At 63.1% G+C, this 26,347-nt stretch carries 23 protein-coding genes; 11 read left to right on the forward strand and 12 right to left on the reverse strand.

Going from position 1 to position 26,347, the window contains the following annotated elements; translation table 11 throughout:
* Positions 1-6: 6 nt before the first annotated feature.
* Both NTU39_RS05095 and NTU39_RS26885 read left to right on the forward strand, forming a co-directional pair.
* Positions 7-1,122 carry an EscU/YscU/HrcU family type III secretion system export apparatus switch protein gene (locus NTU39_RS05095; protein ID WP_257959356.1) on the forward strand — a complete coding sequence of 372 codons (1,116 nt, stop codon included), beginning with the start codon at positions 7-9 and terminating at the stop codon, positions 1,120-1,122.
* The gene (locus tag NTU39_RS26885) at positions 1,119-2,381 is read left to right on the forward strand and encodes a lytic transglycosylase domain-containing protein (RefSeq protein WP_308340643.1); all 1,263 of its coding nucleotides are present in this window, start codon (positions 1,119-1,121) and stop codon (positions 2,379-2,381) included. Before NTU39_RS05095 ends, NTU39_RS26885 begins: the two co-directional genes overlap by 4 nt.
* Positions 2,382-2,482: 101 nt before the next feature.
* Here NTU39_RS26885 and NTU39_RS05105 read toward each other — a convergent pair whose 3' ends face one another.
* Positions 2,483-3,109 carry a glutathione S-transferase family protein gene (locus tag NTU39_RS05105; RefSeq protein WP_257959357.1) on the reverse strand — a complete coding sequence of 209 codons (627 nt, stop codon included), beginning with the start codon at positions 3,107-3,109 and terminating at the stop codon, positions 2,483-2,485.
* 140 nt (positions 3,110-3,249) lie between these two features.
* Between NTU39_RS05105 and purB the strand changes: the two genes are divergently transcribed.
* Positions 3,250-4,623 (forward strand): adenylosuccinate lyase, encoded by a 1,374-nt coding sequence (gene purB / locus NTU39_RS05110; RefSeq protein WP_150666750.1) that lies wholly within the window; start codon positions 3,250-3,252, stop codon positions 4,621-4,623.
* A gap of 185 nt (positions 4,624-4,808) precedes the next feature.
* On the forward strand, positions 4,809-5,261 hold the full coding sequence (locus NTU39_RS05115) for a c-type cytochrome (protein WP_046290928.1): 453 nt from the start codon (positions 4,809-4,811) through the stop codon (positions 5,259-5,261).
* A gap of 111 nt (positions 5,262-5,372) precedes the next feature.
* Here the strand turns inward: NTU39_RS05115 and NTU39_RS05120 are convergent, their stop codons facing one another.
* Positions 5,373-6,077 (reverse strand): cytochrome b/b6 domain-containing protein, encoded by a 705-nt coding sequence (locus NTU39_RS05120; protein ID WP_257959358.1) that lies wholly within the window; start codon positions 6,075-6,077, stop codon positions 5,373-5,375.
* Positions 6,078-6,259: 182 nt separating this feature from the next.
* On the opposite strand from NTU39_RS05120, the gene NTU39_RS05125 reads away from it, so the two are divergent.
* Entirely contained in the window at positions 6,260-8,404 is a 2,145-nt protein-coding gene (locus NTU39_RS05125) for an LTA synthase family protein (protein WP_257959359.1), read from the forward strand.
* Between the two features lie 67 nt (positions 8,405-8,471).
* On the opposite strand, the gene secF is transcribed toward NTU39_RS05125, so the two are convergent.
* The 5 genes from secF to queA form a co-directional block, all read right to left on the reverse strand.
* The gene (secF, locus tag NTU39_RS05130; RefSeq protein WP_150666736.1) at positions 8,472-9,449 is read right to left on the reverse strand and encodes a protein translocase subunit SecF; all 978 of its coding nucleotides are present in this window, start codon (positions 9,447-9,449) and stop codon (positions 8,472-8,474) included.
* A 24-nt stretch (positions 9,450-9,473) separates the two neighbouring features.
* Positions 9,474-11,366: a protein translocase subunit SecD gene (gene secD, locus NTU39_RS05135; protein WP_150666735.1), complete on the reverse strand. Its 1,893-nt coding sequence runs from the start codon at positions 11,364-11,366 to the stop codon at positions 9,474-9,476.
* Positions 11,367-11,501: 135 nt separating this feature from the next.
* A complete protein-coding gene (yajC, locus tag NTU39_RS05140) occupies positions 11,502-11,831 on the reverse strand; it encodes a preprotein translocase subunit YajC (RefSeq protein ID WP_150575699.1) in 330 nt (109 codons plus the stop codon).
* 174 nt (positions 11,832-12,005) lie between these two features.
* On the reverse strand, positions 12,006-13,136 hold the full coding sequence (tgt, locus tag NTU39_RS05145; protein ID WP_039396307.1) for a tRNA guanosine(34) transglycosylase Tgt: 1,131 nt from the start codon (positions 13,134-13,136) through the stop codon (positions 12,006-12,008).
* 138 nt (positions 13,137-13,274) lie between these two features.
* A complete protein-coding gene (gene queA, locus NTU39_RS05150) occupies positions 13,275-14,357 on the reverse strand; it encodes a tRNA preQ1(34) S-adenosylmethionine ribosyltransferase-isomerase QueA (RefSeq protein ID WP_257959360.1) in 1,083 nt (360 codons plus the stop codon).
* 75 nt (positions 14,358-14,432) lie between these two features.
* Here queA and recG point away from each other — a divergent pair, with 75 nt between their 5' ends.
* The 3 genes from recG to NTU39_RS05165 all read left to right on the forward strand — a co-directional run bounded on the left by recG (position 14,433) and on the right by NTU39_RS05165 (position 19,661).
* The gene (recG, locus tag NTU39_RS05155; RefSeq protein ID WP_150666733.1) at positions 14,433-16,694 is read left to right on the forward strand and encodes an ATP-dependent DNA helicase RecG; all 2,262 of its coding nucleotides are present in this window, start codon (positions 14,433-14,435) and stop codon (positions 16,692-16,694) included.
* A 154-nt stretch (positions 16,695-16,848) separates the two neighbouring features.
* Positions 16,849-17,793 (forward strand): LysR substrate-binding domain-containing protein, encoded by a 945-nt coding sequence (locus NTU39_RS05160; protein ID WP_039396318.1) that lies wholly within the window; start codon positions 16,849-16,851, stop codon positions 17,791-17,793.
* Positions 17,794-18,212: 419 nt separating this feature from the next.
* Positions 18,213-19,661 (forward strand): catalase, encoded by a 1,449-nt coding sequence (locus NTU39_RS05165; protein ID WP_150666732.1) that lies wholly within the window; start codon positions 18,213-18,215, stop codon positions 19,659-19,661.
* A 109-nt stretch (positions 19,662-19,770) separates the two neighbouring features.
* Here NTU39_RS05165 and NTU39_RS05170 read toward each other — a convergent pair whose 3' ends face one another.
* Positions 19,771-20,451, reverse strand: coding sequence for a thiamine phosphate synthase (locus tag NTU39_RS05170; RefSeq protein WP_150666731.1), 681 nt, complete (start codon positions 20,449-20,451; stop codon positions 19,771-19,773).
* A gap of 202 nt (positions 20,452-20,653) precedes the next feature.
* Here NTU39_RS05170 and NTU39_RS05175 point away from each other — a divergent pair, with 202 nt between their 5' ends.
* On the forward strand, positions 20,654-21,151 hold the full coding sequence (locus tag NTU39_RS05175) for a Dps family protein (RefSeq protein WP_150666730.1): 498 nt from the start codon (positions 20,654-20,656) through the stop codon (positions 21,149-21,151).
* A 110-nt stretch (positions 21,152-21,261) separates the two neighbouring features.
* On the opposite strand, the gene NTU39_RS05180 is transcribed toward NTU39_RS05175, so the two are convergent.
* Positions 21,262-22,785, reverse strand: a complete 1,524-nt coding sequence (locus tag NTU39_RS05180) for a hypothetical protein (protein WP_257959361.1) — start codon at positions 22,783-22,785, stop codon at positions 21,262-21,264.
* A 167-nt stretch (positions 22,786-22,952) separates the two neighbouring features.
* Between NTU39_RS05180 and NTU39_RS05185 the strand changes: the two genes are divergently transcribed.
* Positions 22,953-23,750: a YdcF family protein gene (locus NTU39_RS05185; RefSeq protein ID WP_257959362.1), complete on the forward strand. Its 798-nt coding sequence runs from the start codon at positions 22,953-22,955 to the stop codon at positions 23,748-23,750.
* 98 nt (positions 23,751-23,848) lie between these two features.
* The gene (locus NTU39_RS05190) at positions 23,849-24,256 is read left to right on the forward strand and encodes a GlcG/HbpS family heme-binding protein (RefSeq protein WP_150666727.1); all 408 of its coding nucleotides are present in this window, start codon (positions 23,849-23,851) and stop codon (positions 24,254-24,256) included.
* 462 nt (positions 24,257-24,718) lie between these two features.
* Here the strand turns inward: NTU39_RS05190 and hemP are convergent, their stop codons facing one another.
* The 3 genes from hemP to NTU39_RS05205 form a co-directional block, all read right to left on the reverse strand.
* Positions 24,719-24,973, reverse strand: coding sequence for a hemin uptake protein HemP (gene hemP / locus NTU39_RS05195; protein ID WP_150666726.1), 255 nt, complete (start codon positions 24,971-24,973; stop codon positions 24,719-24,721).
* A gap of 187 nt (positions 24,974-25,160) precedes the next feature.
* A complete protein-coding gene (locus NTU39_RS05200) occupies positions 25,161-25,631 on the reverse strand; it encodes an SRPBCC family protein (RefSeq protein WP_257959363.1) in 471 nt (156 codons plus the stop codon).
* A 75-nt stretch (positions 25,632-25,706) separates the two neighbouring features.
* Positions 25,707-26,117: an OsmC family protein gene (locus tag NTU39_RS05205; protein ID WP_039396342.1), complete on the reverse strand. Its 411-nt coding sequence runs from the start codon at positions 26,115-26,117 to the stop codon at positions 25,707-25,709.
* Positions 26,118-26,347 lie beyond the last annotated feature (230 nt).

Genomic DNA, 26,347 nt, shown 5'->3' on the forward strand with positions numbered 1-26,347 from the left:
GCGCGCGTGAGCGAGAAGAACCTTCCCCCAACACCCAAGAAGATTCAGGACGAGCGCAAGAAGGGGCGCGTCGCCAAGAGCGCCGATCTTGCCGTCTGCATGCAACTCGGTGCGACGCTCGCATGGCTGATGTTCGAGGGGCCCGCCCTTTACGATGCGCTGCAAGCGCTGATTGCCCGCATGCTGCTCGTGCTGCGCGATCCGGTGGATGAAGCTGTACAGGGCATGCTCGGCCCGTCGCTATTGATCTTCGTGCGCTTCGCTGGCGGCCTCGCTGTGCTGCTGATCGTGACGACGTGGCTCGCGATGATCCTGCAAGTAGGGGCACTGGTCGCGCCGGAAGTGATTCGTCCGAAGTATGAGCGTATCGATCCCGTCGCCAAAGCCAAGCAACTGTTCTCGATGCAATCGCTTTTCGAGTTCGCGAAGTCGCTCGTCAAGGTTGCCGTGCTGGGCGTGGTCTTTTTCTATCTGATCCGGCAGTACACGCCGTCGCTGGCCGTGCTTGCGCAGTGCGGCCCGTCTTGCGGGCTGGCGCTCACCGTGCGGTTGATGTTCTGGTTGATGGCGGTGCTGGTGATCGCTTATGTCGTGTTCGGTGGTTTGGACTTCGCGTATCAGAAGTATCAGTTGCGCAAGCAGCTCATGATGTCTCACGACGAAATCAAGCGTGAGACCAAGGAAGTGGAGGGCAACCGCGACCTGAAGAACAAGCGGCGCGAGATTCATCGGGAGACGATCGAGAGCGGGAGCCTGTCGGACAACGTCAAGCGGTCGACGGCCGTGGTGCGCAACCCGACGCGTCTCGCCATTTGCCTGCGCTACGTGCCGGGTGAGACGGCCGTGCCGCTGGTGATCGAAAAAGGCCGCCACGCGCGTGCGCGCACGATTGTGCGGATTGCGGAGCGCGAGGGCGTTCCGGTCGTCGAGCACGTGCCGGTGGCGCGGCGGCTGATGGACGATGTCGAAATCGATGCGCCGATCCCGCCAGACCTCTTTGACGCGGTGGCTGCCATTCTGCGTCTCGCACTGGATTTGCCTTATGAGGTGCAGACGTCCTCGGTTGAGGCCGAAACACCGGCACGTCCCACGATGCGCACTCGCGATGGGGAGGGCGTATGAGCGAGTGGCCGACGAATCGGCGGCGGCGGCGCTGGCGTCACGTGTTGCTGATGTGCGGCGCGCTGGGGCTGGGCGGTTTGCCATCGTTGGCGGCGGATCGGGGATTGCTGCCGCATCATCCAAGAGTTGCGGATGCGCAGATCGCAGTGCCGACGGCGGGGCGTGTTGCCAATACGACGGGGGCCGCCGCTGGCACAGGGATCGGGGTGCGCGAGGCGCGTGAGACGTTGCGCGCGCCTGATGCAACCACTGTGATCGATGCCGCGAGGCGCCTCGTCTCGCCGTTACGGGAGGCCCCGGCCCCGACGCCACCGTCCATCGTGTCGGCGAGGACGGCAAGGACGGCGGCGGCGCCAGCGGGACGGAACCCGGAGGCCGGCCCGGACGTCGCGTCCGGTCTGGGCAACCGTCCCGATCTTGCTGATCCGGCAATGCTGGACCGCCGCGCACCCGCGAACCCCGGCGCTGCCGCCACCGCGGTGCTTGCAAAGCTCCCCTTCGATGCGCTCGTGCGTCGCGCGGCCCGGGCGACCTCCGTCGATGCGGCCCTGCTGCACGCGATCATCGACACCGAGTCGGGATACGACCCGCAGGCAGTCTCGGGGCGCGGCGCCATCGGGCTGATGCAGATACTGCCACGCACCGGGCAGCGTTTCGGTGTCCGCCGTCTCGAAGACCCTGCCGAGAACCTGCGCGCAGGCGCGTCGTATCTGCGTTGGCTGCTCTCGCGGTTCGATGACGATGTCAGTCTGGCGCTCGCGGCCTACAACGCCGGAGAGGGTGCGGTATTGCGGTATGGCCGTCAGGTGCCGCCGTACCCGGAGACGCAGAACTACGTGCGGAAGGTCCTGGCGAGTTACTCGCGTCTGCGCGGTCCCGCAGGTGCGGATGCCGACGTAGCGCCGCTGGCATCGAGAGGCGTTGCCTCGTCGTCTGTCGCGCAGACACTCGTCCAGACGGATGACATTGGGCGGAACGACATGCGGGACAAGATCGCGAATGTGCGAAAGGTCGCGAAAGCCGGGAGTGTCGAGAGGTCCGACAGGGCTGACGTCGCGGACGACAAGAACGCCCGCGTGTGGCGTCTGCTACAGGGGCTCGGAGAACTGATTACACGCAGCCCGTCGGCCGACGCCGCAAGTCGAGCGGGCAAAGCTGATGCCCGGCGGCGGGACCAACCGGCGGTTGTTATGCCGTCGCGCGTGCGGGAGCGTACCGCCGGGGCGGCGCTCCGGCCCGCCGGGCACGGCGACGGGTGAGGCTGGGGAGGAGGCCCGGAAGCGCAGAACGGCGGCGCAATGGGACGCGGGACATTGGGGGCGGCGCGGGCGCTGCGAAGCGTCGCCCGCGCCGTGTCACATCAAAGCGCTGGCACGACGTCCGTCGGCACCGTGTCCGCGACCGACGGGCGGGCAGCCATGCGTTCGAAGTGACGCGCAAGGTTCGGGTGAGCGGCGCGCCAGTCGATTTCCTGATAGCGGAAGTCGAGATAGCCGAGCGCACAGACGACGGCCACGTCGGCCAGCGTCAGGCGATTGCCCGCGCACCATTGGCGCTCGTCGAGCCCGCGTGCCATCGCCAGCAGGCTTTCGTCGATCTTGCCGACCTGACGCGCAATGAACACCTGTGAGCGCGAGGCTTCGTCGTGGAACATCTTTTCGACGCGAATCTGGACGGCGGCGTCCGTCACGCCATCGGCGAGGGCTTCCCAGCAACGCACTTCGGCGCGTTCGCGACCCGATGGGGGGATGAGCTTACCGACCGGGGAGAGGGTGTCGAGGTACTCGCAGATGACCCGGGAATCGAACACGGCTTCGCCGTCTTCCATCACCAGACACGGCACTTTGCCGATCGGGTTCGACTGCTGGATGCGGGTGTCGTCGGCCCAGACGTTCTCCAGTTCGAGCTTGTAGTCGAGCTTTTTCTCAGCCAGCACGATGCGGACTTTACGAACGTAGGGACTGGCGAGGGCACCGATCAACTTCATGTGAATCCTTGATAAATCGCTGTAGCGCGGAGCAGAGTATAACGTGTGGGATGGCCGGGGCCGGGGAATGGTAAAATACTGGCCTTTCCGAGTTGGCACATCGCCGGCTCCCCCGATTTTCTTTTTCGGTGCCCAGTGCCATGTCCGACGAATTCTCCCCATTGACCGCGCTCTCCCCGCTCGACGGCCGTTACGCCAGCAAGACCGACGCCCTGCGTCCCTGGCTGTCCGAGGCGGCATTCATGCGCAACCGCGTGAAGGTCGAAATCCACTGGCTGATCGCCCTGTCCAAGGCCGGTTTCGCCGAAATCGCCCCGTTCTCGGGCGCGGCGGAGACGTTCCTGCTGAATTTGGCGGCCAACTTCTCGAACGCGGATGCTCAACGCATCAAGGACATCGAGAAGGTCACGAACCACGACGTGAAGGCCGTGGAGTACTGGCTCAAGGAAAAGGTACAGGGTCAGGCCGAACTGGAGAAGGCAAGCGAGTTCATTCACTTCGCCTGCACGTCGGAAGACATCAACAACACCTCGCACGGCATGATGCTCAAGGGCGCGCGCGACGAAGTCATCGTCCCGGCCCTCGAATCGCTCGTGACCAAGCTTGGCGAACTGGCGCGTGAACATGCCGCCCAGCCGATGCTCTCGCGCACGCACGGTCAGCCGGCCTCGCCGACCACGCTCGGCAAGGAAATCGCCAACGTCGCGGTGCGTCTGGCGCGTGCGCTGGAGCGCGTGCGTCGCGTCGAACTGCTCGCGAAGATGAACGGTGCTGTGGGTAACTACAACGCCCACCTGTCGGCCTACCCGGAATACGACTGGGAGACGTTCTCGAAGACGGTCATCGAACAGCGTCTGGGCCTCACGTTCAACCCGTACACGATCCAGATCGAACCGCACGACTACATGGCCGAGCTGTTCGACGCCGTGGCCCGTGCCAACACGATCCTGCTCGACCTGAATCGTGACATCTGGGGTTACATCTCGGTCGGCTACTTCAAGCAGAAGACGAAGGCTGGCGAAATCGGCTCGTCGACCATGCCGCACAAGGTCAACCCGATCGACTTCGAAAACTCGGAAGGCAACCTCGGTCTGGCCAACGCCGTGCTGCGTCACCTGGCCGACAAGCTGCCGGTCTCGCGCTGGCAGCGTGACCTGACGGACTCGACCGTGCTGCGCAACATCGGCGTGGCCTTCGGTTACAGCCTGCTGGCGTACGACTCGTGCCTGCGCGGTCTGGCCAAGCTCGAAGTGAACCCGCAGCGTCTGGACGAAGACCTCGACAACACATGGGAAGTGCTGGCCGAGCCGGTACAGACCGTGATGCGTCGCTTCGGTGTGCCGAACCCGTACGAGCAGTTGAAGGAGCTCACGCGTGGTAAGGGCATCACCCGCGAAGCGCTGCAAGCGTTCATCAAGCAACTGGCCATTCCGGAAGATGCCAAGGCGCGTCTGCTGGAAATGACGCCGGCGAACTACGTCGGTATCGCCGAGTCGCTCGCCAAGCGCGTGTAAGCTCGCGACGCTTTATCCGCATTATCAAGACGGGCCGCTTCTGCGGCCCGTTTTGCATGGTTCTTCGGTTTTCGTCTTTGTTCGTCGACCTTATGGCTGGCTTCTGTGCTTATGACCATCGTGTCATACGGGTGCGCAAGTTGGTGTGTATCATAGCCGCACAAACCATAAGGAGAACCCCACGGATGAAGTTCACTCTCGCAGTGGCTGCGCTTGCCGCCGCCGTCCTCACGCCGACCCTCGCTCAAGCCCAGTTCGCCAAAGCCGACGACGCCGTCGAGTACCGTCAATCCGCGCTGTTTCTGATGGGCAACCACTTCGGCCGCATCGGTGCCGTGGTCAAGGGCGACGCGCCGTTCAACAAGGACGACGTGGCAAAGAACGCCGAACTCGTCGCCACGCTCTCGAAGCTGCCGTGGCCCGCCTTTGACGGCGGTCAGACCAACGGCAAGAGCAAAGCCAAGCCGGAAGTCTTCTCCGACAAGGCGAAGTTCCAGCAAGCGGCCGAGAAGATGGAAACCGCTGTGGCCAAGCTCAACACGGTGGCCAAGGGTGGCGACCTCGCGTCGATCAAGACCGCTTTCGGCGAGGCTGCGCAGACTTGCAAGAGCTGCCACGACAACTTCCGCGCGAAGTAAGCTGTCTGGCACATCTGGCGTGTTCAGCACGCCAAAAAAAAGCCGGTCGTTTCACGCGACCGGCTTTTTTCGTTAGGGAGACGCCGACATCGGTCGGCCATTGGCGCGTCGTCAATATGACGGCAACGCCGCCACCGCCGGTGTGAGATTCACGATGCGGTACACGAGCGCCGACGCCAGCACGATGAGCACCAGCGCGCCCATGCGCACACGCCAGTCGTCACGTGCCGGGCGCACGGGGCCAGGCAGCGTCTTGTCGCCGAGAATCATCGGCCGGACCAGATCCTTCTTACGTGCGATGCGGTAATAGGCAATGGCCAGCACATGCAATGCCACCAGCGCGATCAGCACCCACTGATTGCGCAGATGCCAGCCGGTGAGCATGTCGCTCGTATCCTTGTCGATGAACTTGACGAGCGGCCCGTCGTTGAAGATGTCGTCGTTCGAGAACAGGCCCAGCGCGACCTGAATGCCGAAGAACAACAGCATGGCGATGACCGACAGGCCGCCGAGTGGGGTGTGTCCGGCGAAGCGCGCCTGCATGGCCGACGCGTCCGACGTGCTTGACGTGTCGCGCAGCGAGCGAAAGAACGTGCGCGGTCCGGTCAGGAACGCCGAGAAACGTGCATAGCGCGGACCGGCGATGCCCCAGATCACACGGAAGATCAGCAACGCGAGCACGGCATAGCCGCACCAGAAGTGATAGATCATCGCGTTGCCACCCGTCTTGGCGGTGACGTAGGCGGCGACGGCCAGCACCACGAACGACCAGTGGAACAATCGCGTCGGCAAGTCCCATATGCGGATCGGCTTCATCGGCGTGAAAATTCGTAAATTGCGAATTCCGCGAGATTACCGCAAGCCCGTGGCGCGTGCACGTTCGACAGGGGGCACGCACGTTGTGAAACCACCCGCATCGGGAGCCTGATATTCGCTGTCAGGCTGGCAGCCATCTCCACGCAGGTCCCGTTTGCGCCCGCGCAAAGGGCCGTCCAGCCATGACTCCCACGTCTGCCGACATCCCGGCGGCGACGCTCGCCTCGTCAGCCGCTCCCCGACTCCCCTGCTTACTACGCCTATGTGCGGTCGTCATGCTCGCGACGTGGCTTGGCAATCTGCTGATCCGTGGTTTCGGCGTCATGGCGCTCACGCCAGACGCGCAGCACACCGTCGTCACCACGAGTGCGCATGAATGGATGCTCTGGCTCTGGTACGGCGCGCGCTACGACGCCCTGCTGAGCAGTTGGGGAATGTTGGTGTGGCTGCTGCCGCTGGCGATCGGACGGGCGATGTTGGCGTCGACACCTGCCATGCGGGCGACATTTGTCGCAGGCGTCGTGCTCTGGTTTGTCATGGTGAATGCAGCGGGGCTGACGGAACACTACTACCTGCGCTACTTCGGTGTGCCGTTCGGCTCTCAGATCTTCAGCATTTTCGACGACGATGTCGGCATCGCCATGAACGCCGCAGCGCGTCTGCTTCCTGTGGGCACGGCGTTGCTGTGCGCGTTAGGGCTCGCGCTCATGCAGACGTGGTGCACCCTGCGCTTGACGCTAGTCCCGCAGCGACGGGCAACGTGGCGCGACGCAACCGTGCAGATCGCTGTGGTTGCGACGCTGTTGTTTACCGCCTGTGGCAAGCCTGCTGCGCGGCTGACAACGCAGGAGGGGGTCAGCGTGGCGCGACGTCCGATCCTCGACGACCTGCTCGTCAACACGCCCGTGCGGCTTTACCTTGCGTTCCGGCAAAGGCGGGAAGCGCCCGGGCAGGCAGACAGTCCGAAACGTGCGCTGAAGTCGCACGGCTTCGACGATGCCGCTGCGCTTGCCCGCGCCTTGCGCGTTGAAGGCCCAGGCGACGAGGTTGATGGCGGTGATGAGGGTAAGGGAAGCGGTGATACGCATGTGTACGACCCGACAGCGGCCCTTCAGCGCGCTGCGTGGCATCGCACGCCGCCCAACGCGATGTTGGAGGCGCATCCGCCGCATGTCATCTTCGGATTGATGGAAGGGTGGGGCGGCTACGGCCTGTCGCTCGACGCCGACGGGTTTCCCATCGCAGGCGCGATGCGCAGACATCTGGATGCCGGATGGTGGTTCCGGCACGCCGTCGCGGCACGCTCCGATACGATCTCCACGCTTGAACATCTTCTGATCAATAGCGGTAGCCCGTCGTTGATGCTGACGGACAGTGCGGTGCCGGTGTCCTTCACGTCCGCCGCCGTCCGACCGTTTCAGCAAAAGGGGTATCGAACGGTATTCGTCTACGGCGGCGCACGTACGTGGCGGCATATCGACCGTGTCATGCGTCAGCAAGGGTTTGACGACGTGATCACGCAGGCCGATATCGTCGCGCGCTATCCACAAGCCGACACCGGCACTTACGGTGTGTACGACGGCTATCTCTGGCGCTATGTGCACGACATGCTGGAGGACGCCGACGCGCGCGGTCAACCGTTGTTCGTCTTCGCGCTGACGATGAGCAACCACTGGCCTTTCAACGTGCCCGACGATGCGGCGACCGGCCCGTTCGACCTGACGAGGGGATGGCGCGCCTCACCCGCCAACGCTGCCGAGCGGGACGAACGTCAGCGCGGCGTGCGCGCTTATCGCTACGCGATGGATGCACTCGGCGACTTCATCGACCGTCTGAAATACTCACCGATGCGTTCGCGCACGATTCTGGTGGCGACGGGCGATCATCGTGCGCCGCAATGGCGCGATCTCGATAACGCGTCGCTCTCGCCGTTCGAGCGCTATCACGTGCCGATCTATTTCCGCGTGCCGCGTGCGTATGAGCCGATCGGGCCGCTGCGGCTGGACGACTTCGTCGGCCATCGCGACATCTTCCCCACGCTCTATCATCTCGCCCTTTCGGACGCGCCTTACGTGGGGTTCGGTGAACCGCTGTTCGGTGTGGTGCCGACGGCACGTCGCTATGCGGTGGCCCAACAGCGCTATCTGTTCTCCACGGCAGGGGCGCAGGATCTGCGCAGTGGCGTGCGCTATACCCACGGAGAAGGCGGCGACGCCGATTTGCTCGGGCAGCAAGCCGCACACGCCAACACGTCGCTCGCGCTGTCGGAATGGTTTGGGGAGATGCAACGACTGACGAGGCCTGCGCCCGCTGCTTCAAAGGAATAGCGTCCAGGCGACGGACGAAAAAAAACCGCCGGACATGCCGGCGGCTTTTTCGTGAGCGACGCGTGAATCAGACACGTGCGCCGAAGTTCGGATCGTTGCGATCCAGCCCTTCTTCGTCATCCTTGCTGCCATGCTTGATGAGGTCTTCGCGCTTCACGCCGAACCACATCGCAAGCGCTGCGGCCACGAACACCGACGAGTAGATACCGAACAGAATACCCACGGTCAGGGCGAGTGCGAAGTAGTGCAGCGTCTGGCCGCCGAAGAAGAACATCGACAGCACCATCATTTCCGTACTCGCGTGCGTAATGATGGTCCGCGACATCGTCGTCGTAATGGCGTGGTCGATGACTTCCTGCACCGTCGCCTTGCGCATCTTGCGGAACGTCTCGCGAATCCGGTCGAAGATAACGACCGATTCGTTCACCGAGTAGCCCAGCACCGCCAACACCCCCGCGAGCACCGCTAGCGAGAACTCCCACTGGAAGAACGCGAAGAAGCCGAGAATGATCACCACGTCGTGCAAGTTGGCGATCACGCCCGCTACGGCGAATTTCCATTCGAAGCGGAACGACAGGTAGATGATGATGCCGACGACCACGAAGGTCAGCGCCAGCAGACCGTCCGTGAACAGCTCATGCCCGATCTGCGGACCGACGAATTCCACGCGACGCAGCGACACGTCGGGGGCGTCGGCCTTGAGCGCGGTCATCACGGCATCGCTTTGCTGCGCGCTGGTGACCTGCTTGCCGTCCGGACTGTTCTGAATCGGCAGACGGATCATCACGTCGCGCGAGGTGCCGAAGCTCTGCACCTGCACGTCGCGATAGCCGAGCTTGCCGACTTCGCCACGGATCTTCTCGAGATCGGCCGCCTGCGTGTAGGCCACTTCCATGACCGTACCGCCGGTGAACTCGATCGACAGGTGCAAGCCCCGCGTGAGCAGGAAGAACACCGCCGCCACGAACGTGAGCGCCGAGACGATGTTGAAGATCAGGGCATGCCGCATGAACGGCACGTCTTTCTTGATGCGGAAAAATTCCATGACTGTTTCCTCTCGCGCCTGCGGTTATTGCTCGCCTGCGTCGGGTGCGTTCGTCGCACCGTCCGGGCGCCAGACCTGACCGATCGCCAGCGACTTGAGCTTGCGACGGCCGCCGTACCACAGGTTGACCAGACCGCGCGAGAAGAACACGGCGGAGAACATCGAGGTCAGAATACCCAGGCAGTGCACCACAGCGAACGCGCGCACCGGGCCCGAACCGAAGGCCAGCAGCGCCAGACCGGCGATGAGCGTGGTCACGTTCGAATCCAGAATCGTCGCCCAGGCGTGTTCGAAGCCCAGCGAAATCGCCTTCTGGGCCGACGCACCACCGCGCAACTCTTCACGGATACGTTCGTTGATCAGCACGTTCGCGTCGATGGCCATACCGAGCGTGAGCGCGATAGCGGCAATACCCGGCAGCGTGAGCGTGGCTTGCATCAACGAGAGCGCGGCCACGAGCAGCAGCAGGTTGAACATCAGTGCGATGACCGAGAACACGCCGAACAGCATGTAATACGCCATCATGAACACGGCGATGGCGAGGAAGCCATACATCACCGAGTCGACACCCTTATGGATGTTGTCGGCACCGAGGCTCGGGCCAATCGTACGTTCTTCGATGATTTCCATCGGTGCGGCGAGCGAACCGGCGCGCAGCAGCAGCGCCAGATCGTTCGCGCCCTGTGCCGAACCCATGCCGGTGATCTGGAAGCTTTGGCCCAGTTCGCCGCGGATGGTCGCCACCGTCAGCACTTCGCCCTTGCCCTTCTCGAACAGCACGATGGCCATCGGCTTGCCGATGTTGTCGCGCGAGACGTCGCGCAGCACGCGGCCACCGGCGGCGTCGAGCTTGATGTTGACCGACGGTTGCTGGTGATCGTCGAAACCGGCCGAGGCGCTCGTGATGCGGTCGCCGCTGAAGATCACCTGACGCTTGAGCAGGACCGGCGCACCGTTGCCGTGCAGGAACAGTTCGTCCTGCGGCGGCACCGGCGTGTCGGCCGACACGATGCGCGGGGCATCCGGATCAGCCAGACGTGCTTCGAGCGTCGCCGTACGTCCGATGATGTCCTTGGCCTTGGCGGTGTCCTGCACGCCGGGCAGCTGCACGACGATGCGGTCCGGACCTTCCTGCTGAATCACCGGTTCGGCCACGCCGAGTTCGTTCACCCGGTTATGCAGCGTGACGATGTTCTGCTTGACGGCGTTGTCCTGCACCGCGCGGCGGGCGGCTTCCGTGAACGCGCCCACGACCTTGAACGCGCCGTTCGCAGCGGGCTGCGTGGTGTAGGAGAGGTCGGGCAGGCCGTCGCTCAGCGCGCTGCGGGCGCGCTCGGCGTCCGCCTGCGAGCTGAAAGCGGCTTCGATGCCGGTGTCCGTGCGCGTCACGCCGTTGTGGCGGATGTTCTTGTCACGCAGCAGCGTACGCGCGTCAGCGGCAGACGCATCCAGACGCTTGGTGATGGCACCGGCCATGTCGACTTGCAGCAGGAAGTGCACACCGCCACGCAGGTCGAGACCGAGGTACATCGGCAGCGCGTGGATTTTGGAGAGCCATTCCGGCGAGGCCGAGAGCAGGTTGAGTGCGACGACGAAGGTCGGATCGGTCGCGTCCGTGTTCAGCGACGTCTGGAGCAGATCCTTGGCGCGCAGCTGCGTGTCGGTATCGGCAAAGCGGATACGCACGCTCGGGTTGTTGCCCGTGCTGTCGAACACCGCGCCGGTATAGGCGATGTTCTGTGCCTTGAGCGCGTCTTCGGCGCGCGAGAGCGTCGAGGGATCGACCTTGACGGTCGCCTTGACGCTGGAAATCTGTACCGCCGGTGTTTCACCGAACAGGTTCGGCAGCGTGTAGAGCACCCCGATGGCAAGAGCCACCAGAATGACGATGTACTTCCAGAGAGGATAGCGATTCATAGCAGCGGGCTAGGGTGATGCCTCGTGGCAAACCGTGCTTCAGACCGTCTTGCATGGCAACGCAGGACGTATAGACCGGCGTCGCCATGCACTGCGGCCGCCGGTAAGGGCGGCCGCGTGCGGTGGTGCAAACGATCAGAGCGCCTTGATGGTGCCCTTCGGCAGCAACGTGGTGATAGCGCCCTTCTGCACGTTGATCTCGACATTGTCGGCGATTTCAACGGTCACGAAGGTTTCGCCGACCTTCGAGATACGACCGGCCAGGCCACCCGAGGTCACGACTTCGTCGCCCTTGGCGAGTGCTGCCAGCATGTTGCGGGTCTCTTTCTGACGCTTCATCTGCGGACGGATCATGATGAAGTACAGCACCACGAACATCAGCACGAGCGGCAGGAAGCTCGTCAGGTTGCCCAGGGGGCTGGCGCTGGCGCCAGCGGTCTGCGCGAAGGCTTCGGAAATCAGCACGTTCGGTTCTCCTTATGTAAGACGTGTAAAAGCCGCGTGTGGCCGGTCTCAGGACACGCGCGGCGTGTGTTTCGGTGCGAGGATGCAGCATCCAAGCCCGGCATTTTACCACTGCCCGACCCCGTTCCCGGGGGATTCGGTGGCCGAGCCAAACGCCTCGACGCACCAGCCACGTTACTGCACGCCGCGGGCGCGATCGGCCTTGAATTTGGCGACGAACGCGTCGAATTGGTGCGCTTCGATGGCATCCCGGATTTCCTGCATCAGCGTGAGATAGTAATGCAGGTTATGGATGGTGTTGAGCCGCGCGCCCAGAATCTCCCCGGCTCGCTGCAAGTGGTGCAGATAGGCGCGCGAGAAGTTTCGACAGGCGTAACAGCCGCAAGTTTCGTCCAGCGGGCGCGTATCGGTCTTGTGCGACGCATTGCGGATCTTCAGATCGCCGAAACGCGTGAACAGCCAGCCATTACGCGCATTGCGGGTGGGCATCACGCAGTCGAACATGTCGACGCCGGCGGCCACACCGGCCACCAGATCTTCCGGCGTGCCCACGCCCATCAGGTAGTGGGGCTTGTTTGCGGGCAGACGCGGCGCCACGTGCTCCAGCACACGCATCATGTCTTCCTTCGGCTCGCCGACCGACAGCCCGCCGATGGCGTAGCCGTGGAAGTCCAGTTCCGACAGCCCGGCGAGCGATTCGTCGCGCAAATGCTCGTACATGCCGCCCTGAACGATGCCGAACAGCGCGTTCGGGTTCTCAAGACGGTTGAATTCGTCGATGGAGCGTTTGGCCCAGCGCAGCGACATGCGCATGGACTGGCCGGCCTCGACTTCCGTGGCCGGACGGCCGTCGATCTCGTACGGCGTGCATTCGTCGAACTGCATGACGATGTCCGAATTGAGCACGTGCTGGATCTGCATCGAGATCTCTGGCGAGAGGAAGAGGCGGTCGCCGTTCACGGGCGACGCAAATTTCACGCCTTCTTCGCTGATCTTGCGCAGATCGCCGAGGCTGAACACCTGAAAACCGCCCGAATCCGTGAGAATCGGACGATCCCAGCCCATGAAGCGGTGCAGGCCACCGTGCGCGGCAATCGTCTCCAGTCCCGGGCGCAGCCAGAGGTGGAAGGTATTGCCGAGGATGATCTGGGCGTTGTTCTCGACGAGTTCGACCGGCGACATCGCCTTGACCGAGCCGTAGGTGCCGACGGGCATGAAGATGGGCGTCTCGACCACACCGTGGTTGAGCGTGACGCGCCCCCGGCGGGCTTGCCCGTCGGTGGTAATGAGTTCGAACTTGAGCATGTGTCGTGCGCCCCGGCACCACCGGCAAAACAAGCCGGCGCCCGCGCGGGACGTGAAAAAAGCGGCCAGCGCCCCATGCGTGGCCAAGGCGGTATTGTACTTGGTCGGACGGCCTTGGACGCCACGGCCGTCCGGGATTCAGGCGGCAGCCTTCGGGGTGTCCTGAATCTCTACGCGCGAGAGGATCATCGCGTCGCCATAGCTGAAGAAGCGATAACGCTGCTCGATGGCGTGGCGATAGGCCGCGCGGATCGTCTCCATGCCCGAGAACGCCGACACGAGCATGAGCAGCGTGGACTTGGGCAGGTGGAAGTTGGTCACGAGCCGGTCGACCAGTTGGAAGCGGTAACCCGGCGTGATGAAGATGTCCGTCTCGGCGCTGCCGGCGCGCAGCGTGCCCGGTGCGCCTCCGGCGGCGAGCGCGGCCTGCGCGCCCGATTCCAGCGCGCGCATCGACGTCGTGCCGACGGCGATCACGCGGCCGCCGCGTGCACGGGTGGCGGCGATGGCGTCAACCAGTGCGGGCGTGATCTCATACCACTCCGAGTGCATCTTGTGTTCGCCGATGTTGTCTACGCGCACCGGCTGGAACGTGCCCGCACCCACGTGCAGGGTCAGCGTGGCGCGTTGGACGCCGAGGGCGTCGAGACGGGCGAAGAGGGCGTCGTCGAAGTGCAGACCGGCCGTCGGCGCGGCCACGGCACCCGGATTGCGGGCGTAGACGGTCTGGTAACGGGTCTCGTCGGCGGCGTCGGCATCGTGTTCGATGTACGGCGGCAGCGGCAGACGGCCGTAGGTTTCCAGCAGCGTGTAGCAGTCTTCGGGGAAGTGCAGCGTGTAGAACGGCTCGACGCGCTCACCGACGGTGACGTCGAAGGCATCCGCCAGATGCAGGACGGTGCCGGGCGCGGGGCTCTTGCTGGCGCGAATTTGTGCCAGCACGGTGCGGTTGTCGATCACGCGCTCGACGAGCACCTCGATCTTGCCGCCGCTGGCCTTCTGGCCGAACAGGCGCGCCTTGATGACGCGCGTGTCGTTGAACACGAGCAGGTCGCCGGGGGCGAGTAGGCTGGGCAGATCGGCGAAGCTGCGGTCGTACAGGTGCGGCGGCGTGACGCTGCCGTCGACCTCCAGCAAGCGGCTGGCGGTACGCTCGGTGAGCGCGGTCTGCGCGATCAGTTCGGGCGGCAGGTCGAAATCGAAATCGGAAAGGGTATACATCAGCGTTTACAATGCGTAGCAACCGACATTTTACTTGGTTCGGCGGAATGCCTCCGAACTCCCAATCGCGACTGCATGACCGAACGCAGAATGCCCGCCACCGCGCCTGACGACGCCTCCGCCGACCTCGTGGACCTTGCCGATGCTGCTGCAAGCGCGCAGGCCGACGCCGACGCCCGTCCTGCGGGGAAAGCAACGAAAGCGGCGAAGCGCGCCACCAAAACCAGTAAGTCCGCCAAGTCCGCCAAGTCCGCGAAAGACGCCAAGCCCGCCGCAAAGAAAGCGGCCGGCAGCGCCGACAAGCTCGCCAAGCTGGGCCTCAAGCGCGACATCGATCTGATCCTGCATCTGCCGATGCGTTACGAGGACGAAACCACGCTGCGCAAGATCGGCGAAGTGCTGCCGAGCGAGCTTGCGCAGGTCGAAGGCGTGGTCACAGCGAGCGACGTCGCTTACCGTCCGCGACGTCAGTGGGTCGTACGCATCGCCGACGAAGGCCATGAGCTGGTGCTGCGTTTTCTGAATTTTTACGGCAGTCAGCAAAAACAGCTCGCCATCGGCACGCGGGTGCGCGTGCGTGGCGAAGTGCGCGGCGGGTTCTTCGGTCTGGAGATGGTCCACCCAGCCTACCGCGTGGTACAGGACGCCGCCGCGCCGCTGCCCGAGTCGCTGACGCCGGTCTATCCGAGCGCCGCCGGCCTGTCGCAGGCCTACCTGCGTAAAGCGATCCACAACGCGATGGATCGAACGCCGCTGCCCGAACTGCTGCCGCCGGGCTTGCTGCAAGACGCCATCGGTCCTGACCATCCATTGCCTGCATTGGCCGACGCCGTGCATTTGCTGCACGCGCCACCGCCGAACGTGTCGGAGACGGCGCTCATGGAGCGTTCGCATCCTGCGTGGTTACGCATCAAGTGCGAGGAATTGCTCGCGCAACAACTCTCACTCAAACGGGCGCAGGCGGCACGTCGCCGGTTGCGTGCCCCGTCGCTGGGTGAGCACATCAAAGGCGGTTTGCTCGAACGTTTCGAAGCCGCACTGCCGTTCAAACTGACGGGCGCGCAGCAGCGCGTCTGGGCGGAGATCCGCGCCGATCTGGCCGAAGCGCATCCGATGCAGCGTCTGCTGCAAGGCGACGTCGGCAGCGGCAAGACGATCATCGCCGCACTCGCCGCCGCACAAGCCATCGACGCCGGCTTTCAGGCTGCGATCATGGCGCCGACCGAAATCCTCGCCGAGCAGCATCTGCGCAAGCTCTCGGCGTGGCTCACGCCGCTGGGTGTGGAAGTCGCGTGGCTCGCGGGCAGCATGAAGGCGAAGGAAAAGCGCGAAGCGCTGGCACGCGTGGCCAGCGGCGAAGCGCAGCTCGTCATCGGTACGCACGCCATCATTCAGGACACAGTCACGTTCGCGCGTCTCGGCATGGCGGTCGTCGACGAACAGCACCGCTTCGGTGTCGCGCAACGGCTTGCGCTACGCAGCAAGATGCAGACCGCTGGCATGGGCCCGAACGCCATGCCCCATCAGTTGATGATGAGCGCCACGCCGATCCCGCGCACGCTCGCCATGACGTACTACGCCGATCTCGACGTCTCCGTCATCGACGAACTGCCGCCCGGTCGTAGCCCCGTCGTGACGAAGCTCATCAGCGACACGCGCCGCCCGGAAGTGATCGACCGGGTGCGCGCGGCGGCGCTGGCGGGGCGTCAGGTGTATTGGGTCTGTCCGCTGATCGAGGAGAGCGAGGCACTGCAGTTGCAGACGGCTGTCGATACGCACGCGCAACTGGTAGCGGCGTTGCCGGAGTTGCGGGTGGGGTTGGTGCATGGACGTCTGTCGCCTGCGGAGAAGGCCGCCGTGATGGAGGACTTCACGCGCGGCGACACGCATTTGCTGGTAGCGACGACCGTCATCGAAGTGGGCGTGGATGTCCCCAACGCGTCACTCATGGTGATCGAACACGCCGAGCGCTTCGGTCTCGCGCAATTGCACCAACTGCGTGGACGCGTCGGTCGCGGCTCCGCCGAATCGGTCTGTTTGCTGATGTACGCCTCGCCGCTGTCGATGGGCGCAAAAGCCCGTTTGCAGACGATGCGCGAAACCACCGACGGCTTCATCATCGCCCGACGCGATCTGGAAATCCGTGGCCCCGGCGAGTTTCTCGGCGCACGTCAGTCGGGCGCGGCCATGCTGCGCTTCGTCGATCTCAACGAGGACGCCTGGATGATTCCGGGCGCGCAGGAAGCTGCCGATGCGCTGCTGAAGTCGCATCCGGGTGCGGTCGCCGCGCATCTGGAGCGATGGCTCGGCGCGCGTGAAGACTATCTGAAAGCCTGACGGCCACGAGGCGTGGCAGCCGCAGCGTGTGACGTTCACGGGAAGGACGTCGCCCGCGCGCGGTCGAAAACGGGCAATTGCCGCTCGATTGTGCTATAAAAAACAAAATCTATCGATTTCATCGGTTCGATTAATTTACACAGGTTAGGACGACATGACCCTCACGGAACTCAAGTACATCGTGGCGGTGGCACGTGAACGCCATTTCGGTCGCGCGGCGGAAGCCTGTTTCGTCAGCCAGCCGACGCTCTCGGTGGCCATCAAGAAGCTCGAAGACGAGCTGAACGTTCAGATTTTCGAGCGCGGCGCGGCGGAAGTCAGCGTGACGCCGCTCGGCGAGCAGATCGTGGCGCAGGCACAGCGCGTGCTCGAACAAACCATCGCCATCAAGGAAATCGCCAAGCAGGGACGCGACCCGCTCGCCGGTCCGCTGCGTCTTGGAGTGATCTACACGATCGGACCGTATCTGCTGCCGGCACTCGTCAAACAGATGATCGAGACCACGCCGCAGATGCCGCTGATGCTGCAGGAGAACTACACGCTCAAGCTCATCGAGTTGCTCAAGCAAGGCGAAATCGACGCCGCCATCATGGCGCTGCCGTTCCCGGAGAGCGGCCTGATGGTGCGCCCGCTCTATGACGAGCCGTTCGTTGTGGCGCTGCCGCGCTCGCACCCGTGGGCGGGCCGCGAGCGTATCGATGCGGGCGACCTCAAGCAAGAAACGATGCTGCTGCTCGGCAGCGGCCATTGCTTTCGCGATCACGTGCTGGGCGTGTGCCCGGAACTGATGCGCTTCTCGCAGAACGCCGACGGCATCCAGAAGACGTTCGAAGGCTCGTCGCTCGAAACGATTCGCCATATGGTTGCGAGCGGCGTGGGCATTACGGTGTTGCCGAAGACGTCCGTGCCCGAAAAGCAGGCGCCGGACAGCCTGCTGAGCTATGTGCCGTTCTCGGCACCGGTGCCGGACCGTCGCGTCGTGCTCGCGTGGCGCAAGAGCTTCACGCGTCTGCCAGCCATCGAGGCGGTGGCGCAGGCGATCGCCAAGTGCGATCTGCCGGGCATCATCCCGCTCGATCTGCCCGCGACGTCCAACTAACGTCTGACGGCTCGCACCCAGGACCGGACACTTCCGGCCGGTCCTCATCTTCCGCTGTATTCCGATGTATCCCGCTGTAAAGCCCTACGCCGCTGCCTCGTGCCGCGGCGTATTGCTTTTACCTATAACATACATAAAAACGATTAATTCGACCGTTTTAATATAAATAATTAATCTACACCCACGCGCTTGAAACCGGGCCACACAGACAAGCCCGAGCCGCCAGGCGCGAATCCCTACCGTACAAAGACGCATTCGAGGTGCCCGCAATGACCCAACTCAAGGCCTATTTGCACGACATCGAAACCACGCTGGAACACGTACTTGCCGACTTCGCCCTGATGGGTGCCTAAGTGGCTCAAGTTTCGCAAGTCGCAAGCCATCGTCCGATCACGAATCAGGAAACAGGAGAGCGTCAAATGTCCGACAAGATGAAACTCACGACCGCCGCAGGCGCGCCGGTCACCGACAACCAGAACACGCAAACGGCCGGCCCGCGCGGCCCGGCCTTGTTGCAAGACGTCTGGCTGATCGAAAAGCTCGCACACTTCGACCGTGAAGTGATTCCGGAGCGTCGCGTGCACGCGAAAGGCTCGGGCGCGTTCGGCAAGCTGACCATCACGCACGACATCACGAAGTACACCCGTGCCCGCGTGTTCGAATCTGTCGGCAAGGAAACGCCGGTGTTCCTGCGTTTTTCGACCGTGGCAGGTGAGCGCGGTGCGGCTGACGCCGAGCGCGACGTACGCGGCTTCTCGCTGAAGTTCTATACCGACGAAGGCAACTGGGATCTCGTGGGCAACAACACACCCGTGTTCTTCATTCGCGACGCGCTCAAGTTCCCCGACTTCATCCACACGCAAAAACGCGATCCGAAGACCAACATGCGCAGCCCCACGGCCGCCTGGGATTTCTGGTCGCGCTCGCCCGAGTCGCTGCATCAGGTCACCATCCTGATGAGCGATCGCGGTATTCCGAAGAACTATCGTCAGCAGCACGGCTTCGGCTCGCACACGTTCAGCTTCATCAACGCGGCGAACGAACGGTTCTGGGTGAAGTTCCACTTCAAGTCGATGCAGGGCGTGGAGAATCTGACGAACGCCGAAGCGGCGCAGGTCGTGGCAGACGATCGCGAAAGCCATCAGCGCGATCTGTTCGACGCCATCGAAACCGGCAACTTCCCGCGCTGGCGCATGCAGGTGCAGGTGATGCCGGAGGCGGACGCCGCCACGTATCGCTACAACCCGTTCGACATCACGAAGGTGTGGCCGCATGCGGATTACCCGCTGATCGACGTCGGCGTGCTGGAGTTGAACCGGAATCCGGAGAACTACTTTGCGGACGTGGAGCAGGCAGCGTTCAATCCGGGCAACGTGGTGCCGGGCATCAGCTTCTCGCCCGACCGCTTGTTGCAGGGGCGTCTGTTCTCGTACGGCGATACGCAGCGTTATCGCCTCGGGGTGAACCACAGTGCGATTCCCGTGAACGCGCCGAAGTGCCCGTTCCATCACAGCTTCCATCGCGATGGTGCGATGCGCGTGGACGGAAATCTGGGCAGCACGCCGAACTACGAGCCGAATCGTTACGGTGCATTTGCCGAGCAGGCCGAGTATCGCGATCCGCAGCAGGCGGTGGGTGCCGTGGCCGATCGTTTCGATCATCGCGAAGACGACGATTACTACTCGCAGCCGCGCGCCCTGTTCCGCTTGTTCGACGATGCGCAGAAGGGCCGTCTGTTCGGCAACATTGCCGCATCGATGCAAGGGGTGCCGGACGACGTTGCCGAACGCCAGATCGCGCACTTCGCCAAGATTGATCCTGCGTATGCGCAAGGCGTGATCGCCGCACGCGAGGCATTGGCGAAGTAAGGCATCACTGTTGAGGGTTCCGGCTGCGCGTCTGCCGGAGCTTCAGTCGGTGCTTCAGTCGGCGCAGCAAGGTCGCGGGGACGGGCTGACCGTCTCCGTGCTGGTATTTTCAGGCTGCGGGCCAGAAGGCGCGGATGGCGGCGATGCCATAAGCGCCAGCGTTGCGGGCGGTATTGAGTGTCTCGGCACGCATGCCGCCGAGCGCGAAGACGGGCAGTGTGGTTTGCGCGGCGAGTGCCGTGAAGGCGGGCCAGCCGAGGGGCGTCGCTTCCGGATGCGTGGCGGTGGCCAGCACCGGTGACAGCGTCACGAAGTCCAGTCCCAGATGCGAAGCCTGCGCCAGTTGCGCGGCGTTGTGACAGGCGGCGCTCATCAGTTTCCAGCCTGCCGGACGCGACTCGCAGGCCATGAGGCGTTCGCTCGTCAGATGCCAGCCATCGGCTTGCGGCATCGTGCCGGCGTGCATGCCCTGGGGAGCGTCGAGCCAACGGTCGGCCACATCGTGCGGCGGATTCAGAATGAGTTGCGCCCCGGCCGCGTGAGTGAGCGCCAACGCGCTTTCCGCCAGCGCGCGGTAACCGTCGGCATCGAGCGAACGGTTGCGCAGCTGGACAAGACGAGTGCCGCGCGCGAGCGCCTGCGCGAGTTGCGAGGCGAAGGCGGCGATCTGTGAGCGCGACGCGACATCGGGCGTCACCAGAAGCTGGCGGGGCAGAAGCGGCTCGGCGGGAGGCGCGGCGTCTTGAGCGACGGCGTTTGCGTGCGACGTTCCGGTGAGACGTATGGGCATCGACGGGAGGTTGGCAGCAGGCGCGGCTGACTTATTCGGATAGGGCGCAGTGTAACCGGAATGACGTGACGAACGTCCTGAGGAAAATACGGAGATCGATGCCGGTCACCGTCGAGTCTTTTTATTCAGTGCCGCTTCCGACGTTTCTTCAGACGTTTCTTCCGGCGTTTTCGGAAGACGGCACAGCAAACGGAGTCAAATCATGGCAAAGAAAAACAATGCGAGCCTGGTGGCGAGCGTGAACATCGGTATCAGCGACAAGGATCGCAAGCGCATCGTAGAGGGTTTGAGCCATCTGCTGGCAGACACTTACACGTTGTATCTGAAGACGCACAACTTCCACTGGAACGTGACGGGTCCGATGTTCAACACGCTGCATCTGATGTTCGAGGGGCAGTACAACGAACTCGCGCTGGCGGTGGATCAGATCGCAGAGCGTATCCGTGCGCTTGGCTACCCGGCACCGGGCACGTACAAGGAATTTGCGAAGCTGTCATCGATTCCCGAGGCAGAAGGCGTGCCTGCGGCCGAAGAGATGATTCGTCAGCTGGTCGAAGGGCAGGAAGCCGTGACGCGCACCGCGCGTGGCATCTTCCCTATCGTCGACGCGGCCTCGGACGAGCCGACCGCCGACCTGCTCACGCAGCGCATGCAACTGCACGAAAAGAACGCGTGGATGCTGAGAAGTTTGCTGGCGTAAGTGTGCGCTGAGCGAGGTTTAGGCGCGTAGTCTGCACGCCCGGCGGGTCTGTCTTCGGACCCGTCGGGCGTTTTGACTTATGGGGGCCGCGCTTGTGCGGCTATTGCGGGCTATTGCGCGGCTTTTGCGGTGCCCGTCACTGCGGTGCTCGCTGTTTTTTTACGCATCAGCGCATTGAGCCAGAGCATCGCCACCACAATGCAGATCCCCTGCGCGACGTACGGAAACCATTCCATCCAGAGGCCGTAGTGCATGAAGTAAGTGGCCGTCAGCGCGTCCGACTTGGGCGGCGTGCCGATGGGTTCCCAAGGGAGCCGGTTCAGTGGCAACCAGAACTGTGCCGTCAGCAGAACGAGCGCGCCGAACAGGGTGGCAAACCGGCGGCCGACATCGAGCTCACGCAGGACGAAGAGCCCGCCGATGATGCAGAACGGCCACGAGAGCGTGAGAAACCGCGGCTCGTTTGCCAGACCGAGGGGCAAGGACAGCGCGACGGACACTGCAATACCGGGCCCCAACGTGGACAGTGCACGACTGGCCGACGTCCAGCGCAGCATGAGGATCAGGAACATCGGCCCCCAGAAGACGCCGAGCGTGACGAACGGCAACAGAAATTTGCCGGCGGGCGGCAGCAACATAAATTCGAGGAGCGCGCGAATGCCCGACGGGGGCTGGAGTGCCGGGTTCGAAATGAGCTTGAGGATCACATAGGGAACGACACCCGCCGCGACGGCGAGAACGACGCGATAGAGCGACACCGCCCGCCACAGGGTGCCGACGGACCATTGCCGCACGCACATCACGAGCAGAGTCAGACTGGCTGCCGCCATCAACAGGACCGACGGGATACCCGTGACGAATGCCGACCAGGTGCAGGTCACCGTCGGCCCGCCGAACCACGTCGTGATCACGTCCGGGACGTTGCAGCGGAGCGGGGCATCGGGGTATTGGTTCGACAGCCAGGCGTACACGGCACCACACGCAGCCATCACGACGGCCAGACCGCACCACAAATAAAGCGTGTACGGGCGTTTGGCGACGCGCGACGCAACGTTGGCGACCGGTGCCTGAGCGCCCGCCCGGGGAAGGAGGATCAGGCAAGCGCCGACGACGGTCGCGAACGGCCACACAAAGGCACCGACCACCGTGGTGACCAGAATTGCGAACGGGCGGGACGAAATGTAGAAGCGCAGCAGCAGTACCGAAATCAGCAGCGCGGTGATGTCGGTCAGCACCGGATAGTAGAAGCCTTGCTTTGCCGCTTCGTACGAAAAGAACAGGCTCAGGAAGCCGAACCAGCGCCAACGGGATTCGAGTCCGACCGAAGTCATCAGGCCGTGCCACAGCCAGCACGTGAGTAGCAGCAGCGCGAGGTTGTAAATCTCGAACGCGTGAATGATGTTGATCGAAGGGGCCAGCGAGACACCTGCGAGCAACATCAGCGCGCGCACCACAAACAGCGGCGCTACCCGCTGAGCGTAGTAAGTGTTGAGTTCGCCGAGATGGATCATCTCGGGCAGACGCCTGACCATTTCGGCATAGCGCGCGCCGTCCCAACCCAACCCTTCGTTAAGAAGAATCTTCTCGCCGAAGAAGAAATTGAAGAGCCCGAAAGCCAGTACGATGGCCAGCATCGGCCACGCGGATTCCAAGAATTTTTGTTGACGCATGTCTTGCGAGTCTGAGTTGTTGACGTCGGGAGCCAGCATTCTGGCACACGGCCGAGAACACACGCGGTTTCATTCCGAAGAAATCATAGAGATAAGGTGCACTTGCAAGGCCGGTCCAGTACACTGGCCGGATGCCCTTCGATTGGCTCGCCCGAAATCTCCTCGTCAGCCTCTTCCTGCCGCCTGCCAATGTGCTGGTGCTGGCCGCTATGGCGCTCGTCTGCTGGCGGCGTTTTCCGCGAAGCGGTAAGGCATTGGCGATTGCTGCGGCGCTGGCGCTCTGGTTGCAGGCCACGCCGTGGTTCGGTAACCGCCTGTCGCATTCCCTGGACGTGGCCCCTGTGCTCGACATCAAGACGATCGACGCGGTGCGCTCGTCGTCTGCTTCCGACGAGGCGGCAACGCTGCCACAAGCGGTCGTGATTCTCGGCGGCGGCGTGAGCCTCGGTGCAACCGAGTTCGGTCGGCGCGACGGTGCGGATCTGCATCCCAGTGCGTTGGCTCGTGTGCGTTACGGCGCATTCCTGGCGCGTCATGCGCAGTTGCCCGTACTCGTCTCCGGCGGTGCGCCGTCGGGCTATCCGGTGTCCGAAGGGCAACTGATGGCAAACGTTCTTCAGGAGGAATTCGGCGTACCGGTACGCTGGATCGAAGGACAATCACTGAACACGGCGCAAAACGCCATTTTCAGCGCGCGCATGCTGACCAACGTCGGTGTGACGCGCGTGTATCTGGTCACGAACGCCTGGCATATGCGCCGTGCACGCGACCAGTTCGTGCGTGCTGGCCTCACGGTGGTACCCGCACCGTGCTGCGATGCCAACGCGTTGGAGCCCGACGCCGCGTCCGGCTGGTGGCCAACGCTCGACGGCTTGCGCACCACGCGTGTGTCGCTGCGCGAGTGGATGGCGCTGAGTGTGGGACATTGAGCGGTCGTCGCTGGCGGAAACAAATAAAGACAATGATGATTCGGAGCTTTGCCGTCGTGCGGGCTCCATGACTTGCCAACCCTAAACGAGAGAGACGTATGAAGACGAAAGCTGTCCTGAGCGTTGAAGACGTGCAGAAGATCAACGCGGCCGCCGTGGCGGAAGCCATTTCGAACGGCTGGAACGTGTGCATTACGATCGTCGACGACGGTGGCCATGCCCTGTCGCTGTATCGCATGGACGGTGCTGCCCCCAGCACGGCCATGATGTCGCTGGGCAAAGCGCAGACCTCGGCGGTCGGCCGTCGTGAGAGCGGTGCGTTCGAAGAGATGATCAACGGTGGCCGCTTCGCGTTCCTGAGCGCACCGAACACGGCCATGCTCGAGGGCGGCGTGCCTATCGTTGTCGATGGCAACGTGATCGGTGCAGTGGGTGTCTCGGGTGTGAAGTCGAACCAGGACGCGCAGATCGCCCGCGCGGGCATCGCAGCCGTCACCGGCGCGTAATTCATCCGCCTGGCATCGCGCGTCACCATGCGCTGGCGCGGCATCCGATGCCGTGACAGCGCAGAAAGCAAAAAAAGCATCGCCAATGAAAGTTGGCGATGCTTTTTTTGTACGTGAAACCCTGCGCCAAAAAAGAAAAACCCGCTCTCGCGAACGGGTTAAAGGCTTGTCAGGCCGTATGACAAACCTGAGGCTTGGCAGGTTAGTCACGAGGAGAACATCAATGAAACCCGAGTGGATAGACAAAAAAAGCGGCTTGGCTGGCGCGCAACGCAGGTAGAGAGGGGCTTGCCGTAACTACATGGGATCGCGTTGCGTTCGCTGGCTACTGCCAAACACCTCTTAGGCGAGGTGGTCCCCACAAAACTCGGTGAAGGTGGCGGCAAGGTCGTGGTCTCGCCGCCGCCAAAATTCGTTAAAAAAGCCTGACTGCTTGACGTCTACTGCGTTGAACTCAATTGCTTACTTCGTCAGGATCAACTTGCCGTAACGCGTAGCGCGTAGCTGGTAAGTCTGGCCGTTGTGCAGGATGTTCACGCATTGCGTGCCCTGCAGCAGGTGATCGCTCGTCAGCACGCGACCGGTGGTTTGGCTGGTGGCCGGCTTTTCTGCCACCGGGCTGGCCACTTGCGTACGCGACACCGACAAGGTGCGACGCGGTGCCGTGGCGGGCGTGGTCTGGCGGGCAGTGGTGTGGCTTGCGGTCATCTCGCTCATCCGTGTGGCTGACTGTGAGATGAATCTTAAATGAGAATCATTCCCATTTATATTTGAATTTGACTATTATTTTTATTCGTTCAGTAGTTTTTATCTAAATTGCGTTTGCTGGACGATGGGATCCGCCATCCAGCAAACCCGGCAGCCAAATCGACGACAGCCCCGGCCACAAGGCCAGGACGGTCGATCAGTCCAACGCGCCTTGCTCGGCAAACTCGCGAATTCGACGGACGGTGTCGATGTCGGCTTCGCGATAGGCCGATTTCACAAACTCGCTGTAGCGCGTGTCGGCGGTCACGGCGTCTTCTTGCAGCGTCGTGCTATACGTGAATCGTACGAAAAGATGCGTCGGATTCGGCTCTTCGATACGCATCGTAAGGGTGCCGCCCGCGTGTGCGTGGGTCGCTGCCGTCTCGTAGCGCACCGATTGCATGGAATCGAAGACAACCCGGTCCAGCACGACGGTCTCGCCGAAGCGCAGTTCGCGGCTCAACGTGTCTTCGGTGCGTTCAAGCATCGTGCACTCGTCGAGTCCCAGCACGAATGCCTCCGGCTGTTCGGCGCGCAGCACGAGGCCACGCCACAGCTGATCGCGCGAGAGCGCGAGGGTCAGCGGATTCAGGAGGTCGTTGACCTCGATCAGGTGTTCGTACTGCAAGACTATTTCCCCTTCTGTCGATGAGGGCCGGCGCTTACCGAAAATGCGAATGCAGCGCCTGCCTCGTGCCGGATATTACTCAACCAACGAACTGTCGATGGCGATGGTGCCGGACAACACCTTGTGAATTGGGCACGCATTGGCGATTTCCAAGAGACGTTGACGCTGTTCCTCCGATAAATCGCCCGCCAGTTCGATCTTGCGCGTGATCTGCGTGGTGCCCGCAGGCGGTTTGCCATCCGGATTCATCGCAAGCGTCACTTTCACGTCCTTGAGCGGCCACTCCTTGCGGCGTGCATACATGTGCAGCGTGATCGACGTGCAGGCCCCCAGACTCGAGAGCAGCAGCGCCGAGGGGGCCGGGCCGAGGTTGCCGCCGCCCAGCGATTCGGGTTCGTCGGCAAGCCATTCGTGTTTGCCGTCCGACAGTTGGGTGGTGTATCCGGCGGCGCCCAAGTGGGCGGTGACAATCGCTTCTGCGGCCATGGCAGCTCCTGGAGGTCTGGATGGATCCTGATTCACTTCGATGAAAACGGCCCGTCACGATGCTCCGCAGTTCCGGGGATCTGCGGCATCAAAACATCGGGTCACAAAACACTCAACGCTTGCTGCGTACAGTGAGTGTCATTGTGACCCAATTTCGCCGGACCGTCGGCGTATGACGATGCGTCACCCACCCACTCACGATGTGAATGTCGCTTCGTGAGCGGGCGGGT

The sequence above is a fragment of the Pandoraea commovens genome, assembly GCF_024704525.1.
Classification (GTDB): Bacteria; Pseudomonadota; Gammaproteobacteria; order Burkholderiales; family Burkholderiaceae; genus Pandoraea; species Pandoraea commovens.

Coding starts and splice junctions, on each gene's coding strand:
- NTU39_RS05105 (WP_257959357.1), bottom strand. CDS start 3,109: ATGAAGTTGATCGGTGCCCTCGCCAGTCCCTACGTTCGTAAAGTCCGC.
- NTU39_RS05185 (WP_257959362.1), top strand. CDS start 22,953: ATGCCCTTCGATTGGCTCGCCCGAAATCTCCTCGTCAGCCTCTTCCTG.
- secD (WP_150666735.1), bottom strand. CDS start 11,366: ATGAATCGCTATCCTCTCTGGAAGTACATCGTCATTCTGGTGGCTCTT.
- NTU39_RS05180 (WP_257959361.1), bottom strand. CDS start 22,785: ATGCTGGCCATCGTACTGGCTTTCGGGCTCTTCAATTTCTTCTTCGGC.
- NTU39_RS05165 (WP_150666732.1), top strand. CDS start 18,213: ATGTCCGACAAGATGAAACTCACGACCGCCGCAGGCGCGCCGGTCACC.
- secF (WP_150666736.1), bottom strand. CDS start 9,449: ATGGAATTTTTCCGCATCAAGAAAGACGTGCCGTTCATGCGGCATGCC.
- NTU39_RS05205 (WP_039396342.1), bottom strand. CDS start 26,117: ATGGCCGCAGAAGCGATTGTCACCGCCCACTTGGGCGCCGCCGGATAC.
- queA (WP_257959360.1), bottom strand. CDS start 14,357: ATGTATACCCTTTCCGATTTCGATTTCGACCTGCCGCCCGAACTGATC.
- NTU39_RS05120 (WP_257959358.1), bottom strand. CDS start 6,077: ATGAAGCCGATCCGCATATGGGACTTGCCGACGCGATTGTTCCACTGG.
- tgt (WP_039396307.1), bottom strand. CDS start 13,136: ATGCTCAAGTTCGAACTCATTACCACCGACGGGCAAGCCCGCCGGGGG.
- NTU39_RS26885 (WP_308340643.1), top strand. CDS start 1,119: ATGAGCGAGTGGCCGACGAATCGGCGGCGGCGGCGCTGGCGTCACGTG.
- NTU39_RS05115 (WP_046290928.1), top strand. CDS start 4,809: ATGAAGTTCACTCTCGCAGTGGCTGCGCTTGCCGCCGCCGTCCTCACG.
- recG (WP_150666733.1), top strand. CDS start 14,433: ATGACCGAACGCAGAATGCCCGCCACCGCGCCTGACGACGCCTCCGCC.
- NTU39_RS05190 (WP_150666727.1), top strand. CDS start 23,849: ATGAAGACGAAAGCTGTCCTGAGCGTTGAAGACGTGCAGAAGATCAAC.
- hemP (WP_150666726.1), bottom strand. CDS start 24,973: ATGAGCGAGATGACCGCAAGCCACACCACTGCCCGCCAGACCACGCCC.
- purB (WP_150666750.1), top strand. CDS start 3,250: ATGTCCGACGAATTCTCCCCATTGACCGCGCTCTCCCCGCTCGACGGC.
- NTU39_RS05170 (WP_150666731.1), bottom strand. CDS start 20,451: ATGCCCATACGTCTCACCGGAACGTCGCACGCAAACGCCGTCGCTCAA.
- NTU39_RS05175 (WP_150666730.1), top strand. CDS start 20,654: ATGGCAAAGAAAAACAATGCGAGCCTGGTGGCGAGCGTGAACATCGGT.
- NTU39_RS05160 (WP_039396318.1), top strand. CDS start 16,849: ATGACCCTCACGGAACTCAAGTACATCGTGGCGGTGGCACGTGAACGC.
- NTU39_RS05125 (WP_257959359.1), top strand. CDS start 6,260: ATGACTCCCACGTCTGCCGACATCCCGGCGGCGACGCTCGCCTCGTCA.